17 protein-coding genes are annotated in these 19,762 nt (G+C 37.7%); 13 read left to right on the forward strand and 4 right to left on the reverse strand.

Annotation, left to right across the window (positions count from 1 at the left end; genetic code table 11):
- The first annotated feature begins 82 nt into the window (after positions 1-82).
- The 6 genes from AC59HC_RS16310 to AC59HC_RS16335 all read left to right on the forward strand — a co-directional run bounded on the left by AC59HC_RS16310 (position 83) and on the right by AC59HC_RS16335 (position 6,580).
- Positions 83-2,305, forward strand: a complete 2,223-nt coding sequence (locus tag AC59HC_RS16310) for a glycoside hydrolase family 20 protein (RefSeq protein ID WP_238349566.1) — start codon at positions 83-85, stop codon at positions 2,303-2,305.
- Positions 2,306-2,314: 9 nt separating this feature from the next.
- Positions 2,315-2,956, forward strand: coding sequence for a Crp/Fnr family transcriptional regulator (locus tag AC59HC_RS16315; protein ID WP_110009478.1), 642 nt, complete (start codon positions 2,315-2,317; stop codon positions 2,954-2,956).
- A 254-nt stretch (positions 2,957-3,210) separates the two neighbouring features.
- Positions 3,211-4,005, forward strand: coding sequence for a sulfite exporter TauE/SafE family protein (locus AC59HC_RS16320; RefSeq protein WP_202838492.1), 795 nt, complete (start codon positions 3,211-3,213; stop codon positions 4,003-4,005).
- Between the two features lie 84 nt (positions 4,006-4,089).
- Complete coding sequence (locus AC59HC_RS16325; RefSeq protein WP_202838491.1) at positions 4,090-5,505, forward strand: MBL fold metallo-hydrolase; 1,416 nt, start codon at positions 4,090-4,092, stop codon at positions 5,503-5,505.
- A 5-nt stretch (positions 5,506-5,510) separates the two neighbouring features.
- Complete coding sequence (locus AC59HC_RS16330) at positions 5,511-6,074, forward strand: YeeE/YedE family protein (protein ID WP_202838490.1); 564 nt, start codon at positions 5,511-5,513, stop codon at positions 6,072-6,074.
- 26 nt (positions 6,075-6,100) lie between these two features.
- The gene (locus AC59HC_RS16335) at positions 6,101-6,580 is read left to right on the forward strand and encodes a DUF6691 family protein (RefSeq protein ID WP_062671036.1); all 480 of its coding nucleotides are present in this window, start codon (positions 6,101-6,103) and stop codon (positions 6,578-6,580) included.
- A 59-nt stretch (positions 6,581-6,639) separates the two neighbouring features.
- Here the strand turns inward: AC59HC_RS16335 and AC59HC_RS16340 are convergent, their stop codons facing one another.
- The 4 genes from AC59HC_RS16340 to AC59HC_RS16355 all read right to left on the reverse strand — a co-directional run bounded on the left by AC59HC_RS16340 (position 6,640) and on the right by AC59HC_RS16355 (position 10,375).
- Entirely contained in the window at positions 6,640-8,019 is a 1,380-nt protein-coding gene (locus AC59HC_RS16340) for a TolC family protein (RefSeq protein WP_496559001.1), read from the reverse strand.
- Positions 8,020-8,041: 22 nt separating this feature from the next.
- Positions 8,042-9,199 carry an HlyD family secretion protein gene (locus AC59HC_RS16345; RefSeq protein ID WP_202838487.1) on the reverse strand — a complete coding sequence of 386 codons (1,158 nt, stop codon included), beginning with the start codon at positions 9,197-9,199 and terminating at the stop codon, positions 8,042-8,044.
- Positions 9,200-9,204: 5 nt separating this feature from the next.
- Positions 9,205-9,570 carry a DUF3302 domain-containing protein gene (locus AC59HC_RS16350; RefSeq protein ID WP_496559002.1) on the reverse strand — a complete coding sequence of 122 codons (366 nt, stop codon included), beginning with the start codon at positions 9,568-9,570 and terminating at the stop codon, positions 9,205-9,207.
- 226 nt (positions 9,571-9,796) lie between these two features.
- Positions 9,797-10,375, reverse strand: coding sequence for a Crp/Fnr family transcriptional regulator (locus AC59HC_RS16355; protein ID WP_227943543.1), 579 nt, complete (start codon positions 10,373-10,375; stop codon positions 9,797-9,799).
- Between the two features lie 148 nt (positions 10,376-10,523).
- On the opposite strand from AC59HC_RS16355, the gene AC59HC_RS16360 reads away from it, so the two are divergent.
- The 7 genes from AC59HC_RS16360 to priA all read left to right on the forward strand — a co-directional run bounded on the left by AC59HC_RS16360 (position 10,524) and on the right by priA (position 19,750).
- Positions 10,524-11,519: an isoaspartyl peptidase/L-asparaginase family protein gene (locus AC59HC_RS16360; RefSeq protein WP_496559003.1), complete on the forward strand. Its 996-nt coding sequence runs from the start codon at positions 10,524-10,526 to the stop codon at positions 11,517-11,519.
- Between the two features lie 83 nt (positions 11,520-11,602).
- Positions 11,603-12,163, forward strand: a complete 561-nt coding sequence (locus AC59HC_RS16365) for a hypothetical protein (protein ID WP_496559004.1) — start codon at positions 11,603-11,605, stop codon at positions 12,161-12,163.
- Positions 12,164-12,177: 14 nt separating this feature from the next.
- Positions 12,178-12,840, forward strand: a complete 663-nt coding sequence (locus AC59HC_RS16370; RefSeq protein WP_496559005.1) for a copper homeostasis protein CutC — start codon at positions 12,178-12,180, stop codon at positions 12,838-12,840.
- Positions 12,841-13,068: 228 nt separating this feature from the next.
- Entirely contained in the window at positions 13,069-13,455 is a 387-nt protein-coding gene (locus AC59HC_RS16375) for a GxxExxY protein (RefSeq protein WP_496559006.1), read from the forward strand.
- On the forward strand, positions 13,448-15,916 hold the full coding sequence (locus AC59HC_RS16380) for a beta-mannosidase (RefSeq protein WP_496559007.1): 2,469 nt from the start codon (positions 13,448-13,450) through the stop codon (positions 15,914-15,916). Before AC59HC_RS16375 ends, AC59HC_RS16380 begins: the two co-directional genes overlap by 8 nt.
- Before the next feature lie 192 nt (positions 15,917-16,108).
- Positions 16,109-17,017, forward strand: coding sequence for an AEC family transporter (locus AC59HC_RS16385; RefSeq protein ID WP_496559008.1), 909 nt, complete (start codon positions 16,109-16,111; stop codon positions 17,015-17,017).
- A 285-nt stretch (positions 17,018-17,302) separates the two neighbouring features.
- Positions 17,303-19,750 carry a replication restart helicase PriA gene (priA, locus tag AC59HC_RS16390; RefSeq protein ID WP_496559009.1) on the forward strand — a complete coding sequence of 816 codons (2,448 nt, stop codon included), beginning with the start codon at positions 17,303-17,305 and terminating at the stop codon, positions 19,748-19,750.
- Positions 19,751-19,762 lie beyond the last annotated feature (12 nt).

Raw genomic sequence — 19,762 nt, forward strand, 5'->3', positions numbered from 1 at the left:
TGAAAAATAATTATCTTAGCTCAAACCTTAACCCCATCTCATGATACGGACTTTTCTAGTACTCTTTGTATTGATTTCAAACATGATTTTTGCCCAAAATAAATTAAATCTAATCCCTTATCCTCAAAAAGTTCAACTTTTACAGGGTGAATTTGCAATACCAAAAGCTTTCGTATTAAGTGGTGATCTGCCAAAAGAGGAAACAGAATATTTCAAAAAGAGAATAGGTTCTCAGGTGGAATTTCAATATGCTAAGAAGGGTGGTGAGATTCATTTAACGAATTCTATAATTCCTCAGGCATCAGGAACAGATTCTGAACAGAAAAAAGAGTATTACTCCATAGAAATTTCTCCAAAACAGATACATATAAAGTCTTACACTAAACAAGGATACTTTCTGGCTCTTCAAACTTTGATCCAGCTTATTGAACAGTGTAAAGAAGGAAAGAATATTCCGGCTATGAAAATCGAAGACCAGCCGAAATTTGCATGGAGAGGAATGCATCTGGATGTCTGCCGCCACTTTTTCACAGTAGATGAAGTGAAGCAGTATATAGATTATCTGGCAATGTATAAACTGAACACTTTCCATTGGCATTTAACGGATGATCAGGGATGGAGGATTGAAATCAAAAAATATCCTAAACTTACTCAGATCGGTTCAAAACGTAAAGAATCCATGATTGGAGCCTATGTGGATAACACGTTTGATGGAAAACCTTACGGTCCTTATTTTTATACACAGGAACAAATAAAAGACGTGGTGAAATATGCTCAGGACAGACACATTACTGTGGTCCCTGAAATTGAAATGCCTGGGCATGCTTTGGCCGCACTGTCTGCATATCCTGAACTGGCATGTACCAAAGGTCCTTTTGAACCTGCTACAAAATGGGGCGTTTTTGATGATGTTTTCTGCCCGAAAGATGAAACTTTTACGTTTCTTGAAAATGTTCTTGATGAGGTAATCCAATTATTCCCTTCCCGATACATTCATATTGGAGGTGATGAGTGCCCGAAAACAAGATGGAAGGAATGTGCACACTGCCAGGAGCTGATTAAGAAAAATAATTTAAAAGATGAACACGGCTTACAGAGCTACTTTATTCATCGGATTGAAAAATATGTTAACAGTAAAGGGCGAAAAATCATAGGCTGGGACGAGATTTTAGAAGGCGGATTAGCTCCTAACGCTGCTGTGATGAGCTGGACAGGCGTGAATGGAGGTATTGAAGCTGCAAAATCAAAACACTTTGCCGTAATGACTCCTGGTGCCTACTGTTATTTTGACCATTATCAGGGAGATCCACAGTCTGAACCTAATGCTTTTGGAGGATTTACGCCCTTAGAAAAAGTATACGCTTACAATCCTGTTCCTTCCGAACTGAATACAGAGCAGGCTAAGTACATCATGGGTGTTCAGGCGAATCTGTGGACAGAATATATTTTAGATTTTAAGCAGGTACAGTACATGATTTTCCCAAGATTAATGGCACTTTCTGAAGTGGGATGGGGAACCTCAGATCCTAAAAACTATAAAGAATTTGAAAACAGAGTGATTAACCAGTTTAAAGTTCTGGATGGTATGAAGGTCAACTATGCCAGAAGCATTTATAACATCACCGGAAAAGTAATTCCTTCCAATAACGGAATTGCTTATGAACTGTCTACTTCGCAGAATTCAAACGGTATCCGATATACGCTGGATGGAACGAACCCTTCCATCAATTCTAAAACGTATCAGACGGCAGTTGAGATTCCTAATTCTTTAACCATTAAATCAGCTTATTTTGAAGAGGGGCAGTTGAAAAGTGCCGTGTCTACACAGCAATTTACCATTTCAAAGACTACCGGAAAAAAGATAACTTTAGAACAACAACCTAGCGAAAACTATTCTTTTGGAGGTGCTTTCACCTTAGTAGATGGTATTATCGGAAATGTAAAACAACTGGGTAAAACATGGCTGGGCTTTCAGGGAAAAGATGTAGTGGCAACAATAGATTTGGGGCAGAAAACAACTTTTTCAGAAGTGTATTTCAATACCCTTGAAAATAAAGGAAGCTGGATTCATCTGGCTAAATCTGCAAAGATTTTTGTTTCTGATGATAATAAGAACTTCAAACTGATTAAAGAGATCGGCACGCCTGAAATTCAGAAGGCCGGCGGAAAAATCAAAGTGAATGTAGGAACGCAGAACGCGAAATACCTGAAAGTAACTATTGAAAATGCAGGCATTATTCCGGCAGGAAATCCTGGTGCAGATTCCAAAGCATGGTTGTTTGTTGATGAAATTGGCGTAAATTAGAATAAAAAAATGCAGAACGACACGATACTTTCTTCAGAATTCTCATCATCACCAGAATTGGTAGAAAAACTGTATCAATATGGTATAACGAAGAATTACCATCAAGGAGATATTATTCTAGATGAAAATGCTTCCATCCGTTCCATTCCTATTGTGATGAAAGGAATGCTGAAAGTGATCAGAACAGAAGAAGACGGACGTGAAATTTTATTATACTACATCAAAGCCGGAGAAAGCTGTATCATGTCTTTTCTGGGCGGTATGCATAATGAAAAAAGCATTGTAAAAGCAGAGATAGAAGAGGATGCAGAAATACTTTTCTTACCCGTAGACAAAGTATCTTTATTCATCAAAGATCATCCGGAATGGCTGGATTATATCTTCAGACTGTATCATAAAAGATTTGAAGAGCTATTAGATATCATCAATGCCATCGCTTTCAAAAAAGTAGACGAAAGACTTCTCAACCTATTGCAGAAAAAATCTGAACTCACCGGCTCTGAAACGATTCATACCACTCATGAGCAGCTTGCCAATGAGCTGGGAACCGCAAGAGTAGTGGTGTCAAGACTTTTGAAGCAACTGGAAGAAGACGGAAAACTCATGTTAGGCAGAAATAAAATTACCCTCCTGAAAGCCCTGAACTCATAAATTCTCTCTCAATTTAATCAAAAATACTCATATTTCCCTTTCTTGGAAGGGTGGCAAAAGTTCAAAGAATTTTTGACGGGGTAGTTAAAGTCATTGCGAACCAAAGGTGAAGCAATCTCAAAGAAGCAGAATTACGCTAAATTCTTTGTGTCCTTTGTGAAATTATTCGTGTTTAAAAATCTCCTTATGTAACAAAAGTAGCTGTAGACTTTCATTCATATTCCCATTTTTGCATCAGAATTATTTGAATAGAAATGGAAATTATAGGATATACAGCGGCAGTTTTAATAGGTATTTCTCTGGGGTTAATCGGAGGAGGAGGAAGTATTCTCACGGTTCCTGTACTCGTTTATCTCTTTGGGATCGATGCTTTTCTGGCAACAGAATATTCCCTCTTTATAGTGGGGATGAGCAGTATTGCAGGTTCTGCATCGTATTTTAAAAAAGGACTGGTCAATTTTAAAATGGCGCTGGTGTTCGGAATACCTTCGGTAATCTCGATTTTTCTGACAAGACAATATATTCTTCCTCTGATTCCTGTAGAAATACTTCAAATACACAATTTTACCATTACCAGGAACATTTTTTTATTACTGGTTTTTGCCTGTTTGATGATTCTTGCTTCCTATAAAATGATTAAAAGCAATTCCTCAAAAGAAACTTTAGAAAACATTCAGGATGAAAATAATTTTTTTCTGGCAGCCGGACAGGGTTCAATAGTTGGTATTTTAACGGGACTGGTGGGAGCTGGAGGCGGTTTTATGATCATTCCGGCATTAGTGAATCTATTAAAAGTGCCCATGAAAACTGCAATAGGAACTTCCTTAGTGATTATTTCTTTCAATTCTTTAATCGGTTTCCTCTCTTCAGTAAACCAGGTGAAAATAGAATGGAAACTGCTGGTTTCTATTACGGTGATTGCTGTTGCAGGAATTATAATGGGCTCAAAACTATCAAAAAAGATAGACGGCAAAAAACTGAAACCTGCATTTGGGTGGTTTATCCTGATCATGGGTATTTATATCATTACGAAAGAAGTCTTTCTTTAATTTTCTTGTGTAACAAAAGTAGCTGTACAGGAAAAAGCAAAGCAGGAAATTTGTATCAGATAACAGAATAAAGAATAAAATACAATGAAAATAGAACAGATTTATACAGGATGTCTTGCTCAGGGTGCTTACTATATTACCTCAGCAGGAGAAGCTGCTATTATTGATCCTTTAAGAGAAACACAGCCTTATATCAACAGACTGAAAGAAGATGGAGTAAAATTGAAATACATCTTTGAAACCCATTTTCACGCAGATTTCGTAAGCGGACATCTGGATTTAAGCCATAAAACGGGAGCTCCGATTGTTTATGGTCCGACAGCCCATCCGGAGTTTGATGCCATCATTGTAGAGGATGAACAGATATTTGAAATCGGAGACATTAAAATTAAGGTTCTTCACACGCCGGGACACACTCTTGAAAGCACATGCTTTCTGTTGATTGACGAAAACGGTGTTGAAAAGGCCCTTTTTAGTGGTGATACCTTATTCCTCGGGGATGTGGGGCGTCCTGATCTCGCACAGAAAGGAGCCAATATGACGCAGGAAGAGCTGGCGGGACTCTTATATGATAGTCTATACAATAAGATTTTGCCTTTAGATAATGATATTACGGTGTATCCAGCTCATGGAGCCGGTTCAGCCTGCGGTAAAAATATGCAGAAAGAAACAGTAGATACTTTGGGGAATCAAAAAAGAACCAATTATGCCCTGAATCAAAAGGACAGACAGAGCTTTATAAAAGAAGTAACGGATGGTCTTTTACCTCCACCAGCTTATTTCGGAATGAATGTGATGATGAATAAAAAAGGGTACAGTAGTTTTGATGAAGTACTTTCAAAAGGGTTGCACGCTCTTTCTCCTGAACAGTTTGAGGAAATTGCTGAAGCCTCAGGTGCTTTGATTTTAGATGTAAGATCCAACCGTGAATTTGCCAAAGGTTTTATCCCACAGTCTATCAATATAGGATTGGATGGTGATTTTGCCCCGTGGGTAGGCGCTTTAATTGCTGATGTCAGCCAGCCTATTCTACTGGTTACTGAAAAAGGATATGAAGAAGAAGCGGTAACCCGTTTGAGCAGAGTAGGATTCGATCATATTTTAGGTTTTCTGGACGGAGGTTTTGAAAGCTGGAAAAAAAGCGGAAAGGAAACAGACCTTGTCAATCGCATCTCTGCAGAACAGTTTGAAAGTGAAATCAAAGGAAAAGAAGCGAAAATTATTGATATAAGAAAAGAAAGTGAATACAATGCAGAACATATTAATGAAGCTTACAGCAAACCTCTGGCCTATATCAATGATTGGATTCATAAGATAAAACCAACAGAACATTTCTACATGCATTGTGGTAGCGGTTACAGAAGTACAATGGCAGCGAGTATCCTTCAGGCAAGAGGCTACAGGAATTTTTCAGAAATTGAAGGAGGTTTTAAAGCCATTGCGTCTACAGATATTCCGAAAAGTGATTTTGTATGTCAGACTAAAATTTTAAATAAATAAAAAAGATGTTGGAGATTATAAAAGAACCCTGGCCATGGTATATTGCAGGTCCGTTGATCGGGCTTACCGTGCCAGCCTTATTGATTATGGGAAATAAATCCTTTGGAATCAGTTCCTCACTGAGGCATATCTGTGCCGCCTGTGTCCCTGCCAATGTGAATTTTTTCAGATACGACTGGAAAAAAGAAGCCTGGAATCTGTTTTTTGTCCTGGGAATTTTCTTCGGAGGACTGATTGCTGTCCATTTTTTGGTGAACCCTAATGAAATAACAGTGAATCCCAATCTGAAAGCTGAGCTGGCGGGCTACGGAATTACAGCTTACAACAATCTGGTCCCGTTACAACTGATGAATTTCGAAAGCCTGTTGACCCTTAGAGGATTTATTATGATGGTAGTGGGTGGGTTTTTGGTTGGTTTCGGAACAAGATACGCAGGAGGATGCACCAGCGGACATGCAATCATGGGACTTTCCAACTTACAGTGGCCTTCTTTGGTGGCAACAGTCTGTTTTATGATCGGTGGCTTTTTAATGGCTAACCTTATTTTGCCTATCATCCTTTCCCTATAAGTATAATTTAAAAAGAGAATTACATTATGATCAAAGAAAAAGAACAAAATATATATACCACTTGTGTAAACGAAAGTACGGCTAACCATCCATGGTATCACAATCTGAAATACCTCGCCGCTGGAATTATTTTCGGGATTATTTTTGTGAAAGCAGAAGTGATCAGCTGGTTCAGGATACAGGAAATGTTCCGTCTGCAGTCTTTCCATATGTACGGAATCATTGGAAGTGCCGTATTGGTAGGAATGATTTCAGTGTGGCTGATTAAAAAATTTAAGGTAAAATCAATTGATGGGGAACCTATTACTCTGGCACCTAAAAAGTTTAATAGAGGTCAGATCTATGGAGGATTGATATTTGGTTTTGGCTGGGCCATTACCGGAGCCTGTCCAGGGCCTCTTTTTGCTCAGATTGGAACAGGAGCTTTAGCAGTATCTGTTACTTTGTTAAGTGCAATTGCCGGAACATGGGTATATGGATATTTCAGAGATAAACTGCCTCATTAATATCAGATAAATTATAAAAAAGACTGCAGAAAAAATCTGCAGTCTCTCAAGTATAAAAATTATGAATAAATGAAGTTCTCCGCACCTAAAGCCATATAAAGATTTATACGCTCTATTCTGTACTGAAGTTCCAGATTGATGAGGTTCATTTCATTTTTCAATAGGTCCCTTTGTTTACGAATCAGTACAAAACTGTTGCTGGTACCGACCTTTATTTGTTTTTCAGTAAGAGAAATATTGTTTTTCAGTTCATTGACAGCATTAGTTGTATAAGTCATCTGTTTTTCAATAGAACGGAGATTTGCTAAAGAAGATTCCACTTCGTTCAATGCATTCAGAACAGCTTTAGAATATTCTTCAACGACTTGTTTCTGCTGAGAATTTTTTACTTCTACATTCTTTTTAAGCTTTCCACCATTGAATAGAGGAGAAACTAATCCTCCGCCCACTTTTATTAAAGGGTTGGAAAATAAAGAATTAATAGATTCCACATTACTTCCTGCACTCCCAAGCGATGAGCTTATATTTAATGATGGAAGTCTTGCCGCTTTAGCTTCCTGTACTTCATAAAAAGCTTTTTCGATCTGGAAATGACTCGCCTGTATGTCTGATCTGTTTTCAAGAAGCTCCAGAGGAAAAGATGCAGGAATACTGCTTTTTACAGAATTAAAGAAATTCTGGGTTGCCAGTTTTCCCTCCGGATACTTTCCGGTAAGAAGTTCCAGCGACCTTCTCGACTGCATATTGGCATTTTTAATCTTTTCAAGATAACCCTGCAGGGAAATAATTTCAGCAGAAATATTGGACACATCAATAGCATTTGCCGTTCCAACTTTCTTTTGAATGATGTAGAGCTTTTCCAGGTCTTTGGTCTTCTGAATATAGCTTTCAATCTTATTTTCCTGAATGTTTCCTGCAATATTCAGAAAATAAGCTTTGGCAATCATTCCTGCAATAGACTGATGCAGCAGTGTATTCTGATGTTTTGCAGAAAAATAGCTGCTGGTGCTGGCCATCTGTGAAGATTTATTTTTACCCCAAAGGTCAATTTCCCAATTGGCTTTTAACGCAAGGCGCTGAACCTGGCTGCCACTAACCAGATTATTCGAAGTGTTGGCTACAGCACTTACGCTTGGATAAAGGTCGCTTCCGGCAATTTCCATTGCCAGCTCAATCTGGTTAAGCTTCTCTCTGGCAATAATAAGATCTGCATTGTATAACATTCCTTCTTTAACCAGGGCTTCCAGCTGTGAGGTTTTAAGATCATTGATCCAGTCGTAGGAAATTGATTTTGATCCAGCCTTTCTGTCAAAAATCCAGTCATCAGGAATTTGTATATGAGAAGCAATTTCACTCTTTTCTTTAAGCTGATCTATATTTTCCTTCGTAGCTTCTTTATAACCGATGCAGGAGCTTAAAGATCCAGCAAGTATGCTCACTAAAATTAACTTTTTATACATGTTAATGAAGTTTAGGAATCAGGAAGTTGATTTTGCTGTTGATACGCACCATTACTTTTCTGATAAGATGAAGAGGTTTAATATGATCAGAATAAATAACCGCAGTTCCTCTTGCTCCCACTGTAAGCTGTTTCTGATTATCTTCCAGTACAAATTTGGCAATAAGCTTTCCATCGGTTTCCGGCAATTGTCTTGCCGTATCAGGAAGTCCGGCTGTAGAACCATTTCCGCCCAGCATTCCTCCTGCATTATTCATGATCCCCTGGCTGGTAGCATCGATGACGTATTCAAGTTTGGCCTTTACCACTTTTCCCGGCTCGGTTTTAAGTGCAAGTTCCACTTCATCTCCTTTTTTTACGGTTTCAAGCTCATTCTGAGCAAAAAATCCAATGACTGACTGCTGTTTCTGAATCAGAACAAATGCAGATTTGAAGGGTGCCATAATTGCTCCCTCATTCAGCTGAACATTCGGAATCACACCATCCGTAGGTGCCAGAACAACGGTTTGGGAGAGATTCCATTTAGCCTGTTCCAGCTTAGCCTGGATCTCAGACACTGATGAATTTTCTCCACCATAAGAAGCATTGGATTTTGTTTCCAAAGACTGCTGTTGTGACTGTGCAGCACTGATTCGGGATTGCAGATCACGTACATTGGTTATCGCCTGTTCAAGATCAAATTTGTTGGCAGCTCCAGCCTGTACAAGCTCCTGATATTGAGATACTCTTTTGTTGGCAAGATCAAGCTGTGACTGTAATGCCGTAATATTTTTTCTGGAGGCCGAAATGTCTGCATCATAAGAATGTACCGTGGCTTTCATACTGCTCAGTTTAGCTTCCAGTGATTTAATTTCCTGTAAATAGGGCTCCCTGTCAAGCATAAATAAAGTATCTCCCTTTTTTACTTCCTGGTTGGTACTTACATATACTTTTTTTACCTTTCCCAAAACCTGTGTGGTGATATCCACACTTCTGTTTCCTACCTTTACGTCAGAGGTAATGGGACAGTAATAATTTAAACTCAATATCAAGGCGATAGATCCGAAAATAGGCAGTGAATACACTATTACCTGTGTGGTAAATGTCCACGGGATCAATTTTAATTTTTTAATGAGAAGCCAGCAAATCCCGGCATATATTGCGACTAGTAATTCCAGCATGTCTTTTAATTTTTGATGGGTTTAAATTCTTCTTCAGGTAAATTTGTGTTGTCTGTTTCCTTTTCAGGAGTCGTTTGATTTCCATAATCATAGTTGGCCCAGATTAAGGCAACTGGCCATAAAAGGCCGCCAAAGACCAGAGAAAGAAGGCACATGCTTTTGATAGCGTTCAGTTGAGGATGATTTTTCTTTTCTGCTACCTTTTCCGGATAAATATGAACCTTCCAGAAGAGATAAATTCCGGCAACTGGCAATACAACTAGTATTAGCCAGGAAGCTCCATCGGCTATTTTGTCTTCAAGATTGCCTGTAGATGCCTGAGCAAAATTGCATGCCAGTAACAGGCAGAGAATGGTGGTTATTCTTTGCATAAATATATATGGTAATAAAATTTTGACTTAAGAAAATACAGATTCAGATCCCGATGAATATCCGGGCAATCACATATTAATCCTGTTAAGAGGTAAAGACTATTCTATAAGATGGAATGCTTTGGAGATGATTATATTTTTTTTCATTTGGTTTTTTTAGTGGTGAAGAACAAGTTTTTGACCGGACAAAATTATACTGAATGCAACAATTAAAAATATTCTTAAGTTATTTTTTTCCTTGATTCTTTTTTTTATTGTCCCTGGCAGTAATACGGGAAAGGGAATTGGGTGTAATGCCCAGAAAATTAGCAATGTATTTTCTGTTGGCATTTTGGCAGACAAACGGATGGCTGTTCAGAAAATCTTCATAACGGGAAAGCGGCGAACTCCTGCAGAACTGCTCTGTGCGTGCTGATAAAATGCTGATAATCTGTTTCAACGATTTCAAATACAAATTGTAAATTCCTTTATGCTGAAAGGCAGTCTGCTCAAATTCACCTTTGTTAAAAAGAATAATCTGAGAATCAATCACGGCTTGTATGGTATACTTTTTAGTCCCTTCAGCAGAATAAGATTCCGGACTCTCCAGAAAGGCAACCTCTTTTTCTGAGGGCAGAAAAGTATTAATTTCAACTCCGTTTTCATCATCAAAGAAAAATCTCAAAAGACCATTGGTCAATATAAATAAATGGTTAAACGGCTGACCTGGCTCTAACAGTTTTTCTTTTTTCCGAAGAAGCTTAGGAGTACTGATGCTTGCAAGGACCTGGATTTCTTCATCCGATAATTCCTTAAAGCAATCCATTTTTCTAAAGGTTTTAAACATATATATTAATTAAAATAACCATTATAAAAATAATAAAAAATAGTAAAGAAAAATAGTGAGAAAACCATAAGATTTACAACGGATTTTTTTAAGATATTTGCTTTGTATTAAATAATTCTTACATCCAATGAACAATAACCGAAGAAGTTTTATCAAAAAACTGGGAATTGCAACCGCAGCACTTACCATTAACCCTTTAGAACTAATGGCCGCAGAACGACCTGAAAGTAAAAAAGTCATCAATAAACCTATCGTTCTTTCCACCTGGAATTTCGGATTAAAAGCCAATGAAGAAGCCTGGACCATCCTTGGAAAAGGAGGACGGGCTTTGGATGCCGTAGAAAAGGGAGTACGTCTTGTAGAACTAGATCCCAAAGAAAGAAGTGTAGGATATGGAGGCCGTCCGGACAGAGACGGAAGAGTGACGCTGGATGCCTGTATCATGGATGAGAATTATAATATCGGTTCCGTAGCATGTCTGGAATATGTTAAAAATCCTATTTCTGTAGCCAGAGCTGTCATGGAAAAGACACCACACGTTATGCTGGTTGGGGACGGTGCATTGCAGTTTGCCCTTTCACAAGGTTTTAAAAAAGAGAATCTTCTTACTCCCGAATCAGAAAAAGAATGGAAAGAATGGTTAAAGACCAGCCAATATAAACCCATTGCCAATATTGAAAACCATGATACCATAGGAATGATTGCTTTGGATGCCCAAGGAAATCTTTCCGGTGCCTGTACGACGAGTGGAATGGCTTTTAAAATGCATGGCAGAGTAGGAGATTCGCCAATCATCGGAGCAGGTCTGTTTGTAGATAATGAAGTGGGAGCAGCTACCGCAACAGGTCATGGTGAAGAAGTGATAAGAACCGTGGGAACCCATCTTGTGGTTGAGTTGATGAGACAGGGCAGAAATCCTCAGGAAGCCTGTAAAGAAGCTGTAGAGAGAATTGTAAAAATCAATCAGCGAAGAAATAAAAATCTGAAAGATATCCAGGTAGGTTTTATTGCCATCAATAAACAGGGAGAATATGGGGCTTACTGTATTCAGGATGGATTCAACTTTGCGGTGTACGATCAGAAAGGAAACCGCCTTGAAAAGCCTGAATTTGCTTTGAAATAATTAAAAATTCAATAGAAATGGGCTTCAGCCCATTTAAACAAATAAAAGATACCCATTGGCTTTAGCTAAAACATAAAACAAATATGAAAAAAACGATTATTGCTTCCTTATTACTCTTTATTGCTTGTAAGGAAGAAAAGAAGGAGATAAAAAAAGATGGTGAAATCCAGCCAATAAAAGAAAAAGTAGTTTTGCATAATGAGTCCAATGAGGCAGAAGATGCTAAGAAATGGCTGGAAAAGAGTATTGTAGATTACTTTAAAGCCGATATCGGAAGCGAAGAAAAGAATATGCGGAAAATCACAACCAAAGACTACTTCGATTATAAAATGGATGCAATGAATGTTGACCTGGATGTAAGCGGAGGCCTTACTGAAAAAGAATTTCAGGATAAATGGAAAACCAGATTTGATGTAAGTAAAGCAGGTGTTGGAGCGGGCTTCCTGATTGCAGCACAGGATTGGGATAAAATTGAAGTTGGAAGCTGTGATTTAGAACTCTCCTCAACAGATGAATATCTCTTCAATGTAGTGCTAACAGACAAAAATTTTAAAGCAGAATATCCGTCAGTAATAAAAGTAGTAAAAGAAAACGGTTCTTTTTTGATTGCAGATGTACTGCAGGACGAACCAAAATCAAATTAAATAGATACAATACAATGTCAAAAATAGAAATAGCTTGTTTTAATCCTGAATCAGCGATTATCGCTTTTGAAAACGGGGCAGACAGAATAGAATTATGTGATGGACTCAGTGAAGGCGGAACTACTCCGGATTTCGAAACGATGAAGAAGCTTCGTGAAAAAATTACAATCCCGATTTTTGTGATGATCCGTCCGAGAGGTGGAGATTTTACCTATTCTGATTCGGAATTTGAGCAGATGAAAAATGATTTGGTTCATTTAAAATCTTTACATGCAGATGGTTTTGTATTCGGTATCCTGGATGAAAATGATGAGATTAATATAGAGCAGAATAAAGTTTTAGTCGAATTGGCAAAACCGCTTCCATGTACTTTTCACCGTGCTTTTGATCGTGCTGCAAGTCTGGAAGAATCTCTGGAAAAAGTAATCGAATGTGGTTTTACAACCATTCTTACCTCCGGTCAGAAACCCAATGTATCTGAAGGAAAAGAGAATCTGAAAAAGCTTGTTGAATTATCCAACGGAAGAATAGAAATCCTTGTCGGAGGAGGTCTGCGTTCATCTAATATTGAAGAGATTAGAGCATTTACCCATGCGGGTTACTTCCATTCTTCAGCCATTACGGATGGTGGGGCTTTTGCCAACCCGGATGAAGTGGTTGCATTGAAAAGTAAATAATTAGTTAGATTATGATTGTTAATTTAAACGCAAAGTTTAAAAAATAAAATGTATTATATATTGAGTGAGCAAAGTATTGCGGCAAAGCCGCTGATTAAGCTTGAAAATAATAGCTTCATCCAATCGATTGAAAATCGATTCCATCTTCGCTTCCTTAAAATATTATAGAGCCAAATATGAACCTTTGCGTTTAAAAACTACACAATAAAAATAAAAACACACAAATGAATGACAGAAAACGAATTATCCTACAAAATAATAGGAGCAGCAATAGAAGTGCATAAGAACTTAGGAGTTGGTCTTTTAGAAAATGCATATGAAACTGCTTTAGTTTATGAATTAAAAATGTTGGGACTCAATATTAAACAACAACTATCTTTACCTTTAAGGTATAAAGAAGTATACATAGAAAATGCATACAGAATTGATTTGATTGTAGAAGATAAAGTTATTGTAGAAGTGAAATCTGTATCGGAGTTACATCCTATTTTTCACTCACAAGTATTGACTTATCTCAAACAGACTAACATAAAATTGGGATTGCTTATTAATTTTAATAATGAACTTATTAAATATGGAATCCATAGAATTGTAAACAAATTTATTGATGAATAGAACGACCCTTTTTGCTTTCCTTTTTATGCAGAATATCCTTTCTGCACAGTTTTCACAAAGAAGCTTGTCTTCGGAGAACTGGCAGTTTAAAAATTCAAAAGACTCAAACTGGTTTCCTGCGAAAGTTCCGGGAACCGTTCATTTGGATTTAATGGATAATAAGATCATTTCTGATCCTTTTAAGGATGAAAATGAAAAGAAAGTACAATGGGTTGAAAATGAGGACTGGGATTATCAGACCTCATTTACTATTTCACCTCATGAACTAAAGAACGAAAACATTGATCTGGTTTTTAATGGATTGGATACATTTTCTGAAATTTATCTTAACGGTCAGCTGCTGAAGAAAACAGATAATATGTTCCGTAAATGGAATATTCCTGCAAAACAATATTTAAAACCGGGTCATAATACATTGCAGATTAAGTTTACATCCGCTGTGAATACCGGAAAGGAATTAGCGAAAAAAATTCCGTTCACTATGCCGGAATCACCAAGAAGTTTTGTGAGAAAAGCACAATACCAGTTTGGATGGGATTGGGGACCAAGGCTGGTTACTGCAGGAATATGGAAAGATGTTCAGCTGGAATTCTGGAATAATGCTAAAATTATTACGGTTAAGGATATTCAGAAAAGAGTTTCCGGCACTTCTGATAATTTGCGCTTTGATGTTGAAATTTATGCTCAAAATGCCGGAGATTATACCTTGGATCTTAATAAAATTCACCAAAAAATATCTTTAAAAAAAGGGATTAATAAGATATCGGTTCCTTATGAAACAAAAGGGATGAAGCTCTGGCAGCCTAACGGGCGTGGTGAAGCTCATCTTTATGATTTTGAAGTGAAGCTTTCCAAAGATCAGAGAAATATTGATGCTAAAAATATCAGGATAGGCTTAAGGACCGTTGAATTGATTCAGGAAAAAGATGAAAAGGGAAAATCATTCTATTTTAAAGTGAATGGGCAACCACTGTATATCAAAGGAACCAACTGGATTCCGGGAGATAGTTTTTCGCCGAGAATGACCAAAGAAAAATACCAGAAACTGATCAGGGATACCAAAGACGCCCATATGAATATGATCCGTATCTGGGGCGGAGGTATTTATGAAGATGATGAATTCTACAAAGCTTGTGATGAAAACGGGATATTAGTGTGGCAGGATTTTATGTTTGCGGGAAGCTTTTATCCGGCAGATGAAGCATTTTTAAACAATGTAAAAGAAGAAGTAAAAGACCAGGTCAACAGACTTCAGAATCATCCGTCCATTGCTTTGTGGTGCGGGAATAATGAAATTGATGAAGCGATTGTCAACTGGGGCTATCAGAAACAGTTCAACTATTCAAAAAATGACTCTCTTCAGGTTTGGAAAGATTATAAGAAGCTGTTTCATGAGGTAATTCCTAATGCATTGGCAGAAAATCTGAAATCGGATAAAAATATATATTGGCCAAGTTCTCCCTCCATTGGTTGGGGACATAAAGAAAGTCTTACCGAAGGAGATTCTCATTACTGGGGCGTTTGGTGGGGTGAACAGCCTTTTGAAATTTACAACGAAAAAGTAGGGCGTTTCATGTCTGAATATGGCTTTCAGGGTACACCAACTCTTGAAACGACAAAATCAATGTTCTCCGGAACTCCGGATTTAAGCCTTCAGAATCCAACCATTAAAGCTCACGAAAAACATATCCGCGGCTGGGATATTATTAATGAATATCTGAAGCGTGATTACAAAATTCCAACGGACTTTGTACAATACAACTACGTTTCACAGCTCTTGCAGGCAAGAGGAATGCAGATCGCTATTGAAGCTCACCGCCGTGCAAAACCTTACAATATGGGAACCTTGTATTGGCAGCTCAACGATTGCTGGCCGGTAGTTTCCTGGTCTTCCATTGATTATCTTGGAAACTGGAAAGCCTTCCATTATCAAGCGAAAAGAAGCTTTGAACCTATTTTGGTATCAATAGCGGAAACCGAAAAAAGCTATGATGTCTATCTGATAAGCGATCTCCTGAAAGAACTGAAAACAGAGACAAAATTTGAATTGATTGATTTCAAAGGAAAAATACTTTGGAAAGCCAGTCAGTCAAATCTTATTAATGCTGATGCAAGCAAGAAAGTACGAAGTATCAGTAAATTGGAATTGTCTCAGTTTGATTTGTCGGGAGCTGTTTTAAAAATCAGTTCCGAAAAAGATACAAAATTCGAAAAGCTGTTCTTCTTTAGTAAACCAAAAGATTTGAAACTCTTACAACCTGATATTAAAATCAGAAAAATATCACCCACTGAAATTGAAATTTCAACAGATACGCTTGCTAAGGACATTTATTTAATCGGCGATACTCACTTCAGCGATAATTTCTTTGACCTGCTTCCGGGAACTTCAAAAAGAATTACCCTTTCAAAGCCTTTGGAAAATATAGAGGTGATGAGTCTTTGGGAGGTGATAAAGAAGTAAAATATATTCTGAAAAAATTATTTCAAGCAGTTATGAATTTCCGGAAGGTAGATCTCCCAACCTTACAGGTTTTCAAAACCTGTAAGGTATAATACTGGAAAGTTTCATTAGAAATTCTACCAAAAAAAATATAAATTTTACCCTTCCAACTCAAAAATCAGCCGTAAATTTGCCTCATATTTTATTACAGTTATGGTAAATTTTGTTCTGATTGCAGTGTGTATCATTGCAGGAATGATATTCAAAGCAACAAAATCTATCCACCCCGATGCTCACAAAGGCATCAATACCTGGATTCTTTATCTTGCTCTTCCGGCAGTTTCGTTTAAATATCTGCCCAAAGTAAAATGGACAACAGAAATGCTGTTCCCGATTGCAGCCACATTTTTAATTTCGGTGTTCTGTTTCTTTTTTATGATGTTTTACAGTAAAAGCAGGGGATATTCAAGGCGGTCCAGAAGTACGTTGGAATTGGCAAGCGGGTACAGTAATACTTCATTCATCGGATTTCCCTTAATCAGTGCCTTTTATGGCGAAGGGCTTCTGAGTATCGCAATCATCTGTGACCAGACCATGTTTTTTGCCCTTTCCACACTCGGAATTATTGCTGCCGTAAAAGGAGGCAGTAAATCCGGAAAAGTAAGTGCAATATTCATTTTAAAAAGACTCATTACATTCCCTCCATTAATTGGTTGTATATCTGCTTTGGTTTTGTCTCAGTTTATTGATTTTACTGTTGCGGAACCGTTTTTTGACAAGCTGGCAGCCACGGTAAGTCCCTTAGCTCTGTTTTCAGTCGGGTTACAGCTGAAATTCAACGGATGGAAAAAACTGATTCCTCAGATGTCGATGTCTATGCTTTATAAATTGATTCTGGCACCCGCAATTGTTCTGGGAATGGCTCTGTTATTCGGAATAAAAGGAGATGTGGCTAAAATTACAGTATTTGAAGCAGCGATGCCAACATTGGTTACTTCAAGTATTATTGCAGAACAGTTCAGGCTGAACTCAAAACTGATCAACCTGATCATTGGAGTCAGTATCATTGTAGGATTTATTACGTCTGCATTTTGGTATCAGATTACGGAACTTCTTTTTTAGTTTTTCATGAATCCTTTCTTCGATCCTTTCTGAATTTGTGGTTGTTCTTTTATCCACACGCTTTGTCATTCCGCAGGAATCCAGCCTGTCATATCATTTTTTTTGATCAATGTAATTCTAGACATTAAAAAATATCTGAATGGGTTACATTCCTACGGAATGGAAATAAGGAGAAAGTAAAGAATAGAATGCAGTTTAAGGTTCTTGGTTAAAGATTACTAAAGAATCTCCACAAAGTTGCAGTTCTCTCAGGAAAATTCTAATTTTACACTTTAAATATTTCCCTTGCAATACGCTCAAATTGTTTTACCCCTCAACCTGAAAGGATCTTTCACTTATAAAGTTCCTCAGGAAATGATGTCTGAAATCCAACCAGGAATGCGTGTTCTGGTACCATTTGGTGGAAAAAAGATCTATACGGGAATCGTGTTTGAGCTTCATGATAATGCACCGGAAAACTTTGTAGCCAAGGAAGTCATCAGCATGCTGGATGATCAACCGATTCTTCCTCATGAACAGATTGATTTCTGGAACTGGCTTTCGGAATACTATTTGTGCAGCCTCGGAGAAATTTACAGGTTTTCGTTTCCTTCTTCTTTAAAACTGGAAAGTGAAACCTATTTAAAACTAAAACCAGGAGCCATTATAGATTTTGAAAATCTGGATGTTAACGAAATGTATCTGATTCAGGCACTGGAAGTACGGCAGTTGATTAATCTTACAGATATTGAAGCTTTTATTCCTAAAAAAGATATCATCAGAACCATCAATTCTCTGATTGATCTTCAGTACATTGAAATTGATGAGAAAATTGCTGAAAAGTATAAAGCCAGAGAAGTTGCTTATGTGAGAATTAATGATGAGGTTCTGGCCAATCAAAATCTTACGGATATTCTTTTAAAACTGAACAGAGCGCAGAAACAGAAAGATCTTTTCCTTCTTATATTGGAAAAACAGACGGAACATCCTGACGTTCCTATTAAAAAATCTGAACTGTTTGAAGACGGTTATTTCGGAAGTTCCCACTTCAAACCTTTGGCAGACAAAGGCCTTGTGGAGGAATACTTTATGCAGAAAGACAGGATTGAAAGCTATGATGGAGAAATCGAGGAACTTGAAGAGCTTTCCGAACAGCAGAAAACAGCAAAAGCTGAAATTGATGACGCTTTTGAAGAAGGGAAGAATGTCCTGCTTCATGGCGTTACTTCATCAGGGAAAACCCATATCTATTTAGAGAAAATTGATGAATGCGTCCGTGACGGAAAGAATGTTCTGTTTTTGCTTCCGGAAATTTCGCTTACCAAACAGATTACCCAGAGATTAGAGAAGAAGTATGGAAGACAGCTCGGTTTTTATCACCAGAAACTGACTGATTTTGAAAGAGTGGAAGTATGGAGAAGAATTAAGCAGAACGACATCCGTATTCTGATCGGAACCCGTAATGCTTTGTTTTTACCTCACCAGAATCTGGGGCTTATTGTCGTTGATGAAGAACATGATTCTGCGTACAGACCAAGGGAAGTTTCCCCTTATTTTAATGCTAAAGACGCTTCTCTGGTTTTAGGTAGGCTGTATAAGGCAGGAGTGATTCTGGGATCAGCTACCCCTTCTGTTGAAAGCTACTACAGTGCCCGGAAAGATAAAATGAAATATGTTTTCCTTAATGAAAGATTTGGGAATGTCAATCTGCCGGAATATGAACTGATCAATTTCAAGGAAGCTCAGGAATCTAAAAAGGTTTCAGGGAACTTTTCTCTGAAGCTTATCGAAGAGATTAAGAAAACGGTGGATGAAAAGAATCAGGCAATCGTTTTACACAATCGTCGTGGCTATTCCAATGTCATAGAATGTGAAAGCTGTGGCTATGTGAACTACTGCTCTAATTGTGATGTGGTCATGACGTATCACAAAGCGGCAAATGAAATGAAATGCCACTATTGCGGGCAAAGAGCTTCAAAACCGAAAACCTGCCCGAAATGTAATTCTGAAAAGCTGAACGAAAGAGGAGTAGGTGTAGAACAGATTCATGAAGAGGTTACCAAATTGTTTCCGGAAAATGAAGTAGACAGGATGGATGTAGACTCCATGCGCAAAAAATTCGCCTACGAAAAATTGTACGAAAAGATTGAAGACGGAGAAACAGATATTATTGTAGGAACCCAAATGATTTCCAAGGGACTGGATTTTGATCATATTGAACTCGTTACCATCCCAAAAGCAGATTCCTTATTATATGTACAGGATTTCAGAGCAGAAGAAAGAGCGTATCAACTGATCACACAGGTTTCAGGGAGGGCTGGCAGGGTTTCCGGAAAAGGAAGGATCCTTATTCAGACCTTTAATCCTGATCATTCTGTATTTCAGCTCATCAAGATGAATAATCCTGCCAAGATCTATAAATATATCCTTACAGAACGTCAGAAATTTCATTATCCACCTTTCACCAAGCTCATTATGATTGAGTTGAAACACAGAAGAGAGGATAAAGCCGACCGGGCATCACAGTTTCTGGGCTCTATCCTCAGAAAATATCTTCCTGAAGAATGTGTTTTAGGTCCGGAAAGAGCACCGATTGCAAAACTGAATAACTTCTATCAGTTCCAGATTATGCTGAAGCTTCCCCGTGGGAAAAATTATGAAAAATTCAAAAAAATGGTTTTGATAAGTTTGAAAGAATTTGATGAAATCACTGCGTATCAAAGCATTAAAAAAGATGTTTTTGTTGATTTTTAACAATTTTTAACA

The organism is Chryseobacterium sp. DZ-32 (assembly GCF_059587025.1).

Coding starts and splice junctions, on each gene's coding strand:
- AC59HC_RS16310 (WP_238349566.1), top strand. CDS start 83: ATGATTTTTGCCCAAAATAAATTAAATCTAATCCCTTATCCTCAAAAA.
- AC59HC_RS16315 (WP_110009478.1), top strand. CDS start 2,315: ATGCAGAACGACACGATACTTTCTTCAGAATTCTCATCATCACCAGAA.
- AC59HC_RS16320 (WP_202838492.1), top strand. CDS start 3,211: ATGGAAATTATAGGATATACAGCGGCAGTTTTAATAGGTATTTCTCTG.
- AC59HC_RS16325 (WP_202838491.1), top strand. CDS start 4,090: ATGAAAATAGAACAGATTTATACAGGATGTCTTGCTCAGGGTGCTTAC.
- AC59HC_RS16330 (WP_202838490.1), top strand. CDS start 5,511: ATGTTGGAGATTATAAAAGAACCCTGGCCATGGTATATTGCAGGTCCG.
- AC59HC_RS16335 (WP_062671036.1), top strand. CDS start 6,101: ATGATCAAAGAAAAAGAACAAAATATATATACCACTTGTGTAAACGAA.
- AC59HC_RS16345 (WP_202838487.1), bottom strand. CDS start 9,199: ATGCTGGAATTACTAGTCGCAATATATGCCGGGATTTGCTGGCTTCTC.
- AC59HC_RS16350 (WP_496559002.1), bottom strand. CDS start 9,570: ATGCAAAGAATAACCACCATTCTCTGCCTGTTACTGGCATGCAATTTT.
- AC59HC_RS16355 (WP_227943543.1), bottom strand. CDS start 10,375: ATGGATTGCTTTAAGGAATTATCGGATGAAGAAATCCAGGTCCTTGCA.
- AC59HC_RS16360 (WP_496559003.1), top strand. CDS start 10,524: ATGAACAATAACCGAAGAAGTTTTATCAAAAAACTGGGAATTGCAACC.
- AC59HC_RS16365 (WP_496559004.1), top strand. CDS start 11,603: ATGAAAAAAACGATTATTGCTTCCTTATTACTCTTTATTGCTTGTAAG.
- AC59HC_RS16370 (WP_496559005.1), top strand. CDS start 12,178: ATGTCAAAAATAGAAATAGCTTGTTTTAATCCTGAATCAGCGATTATC.
- AC59HC_RS16375 (WP_496559006.1), top strand. CDS start 13,069: ATGACAGAAAACGAATTATCCTACAAAATAATAGGAGCAGCAATAGAA.
- AC59HC_RS16380 (WP_496559007.1), top strand. CDS start 13,448: ATGAATAGAACGACCCTTTTTGCTTTCCTTTTTATGCAGAATATCCTT.
- AC59HC_RS16385 (WP_496559008.1), top strand. CDS start 16,109: ATGGTAAATTTTGTTCTGATTGCAGTGTGTATCATTGCAGGAATGATA.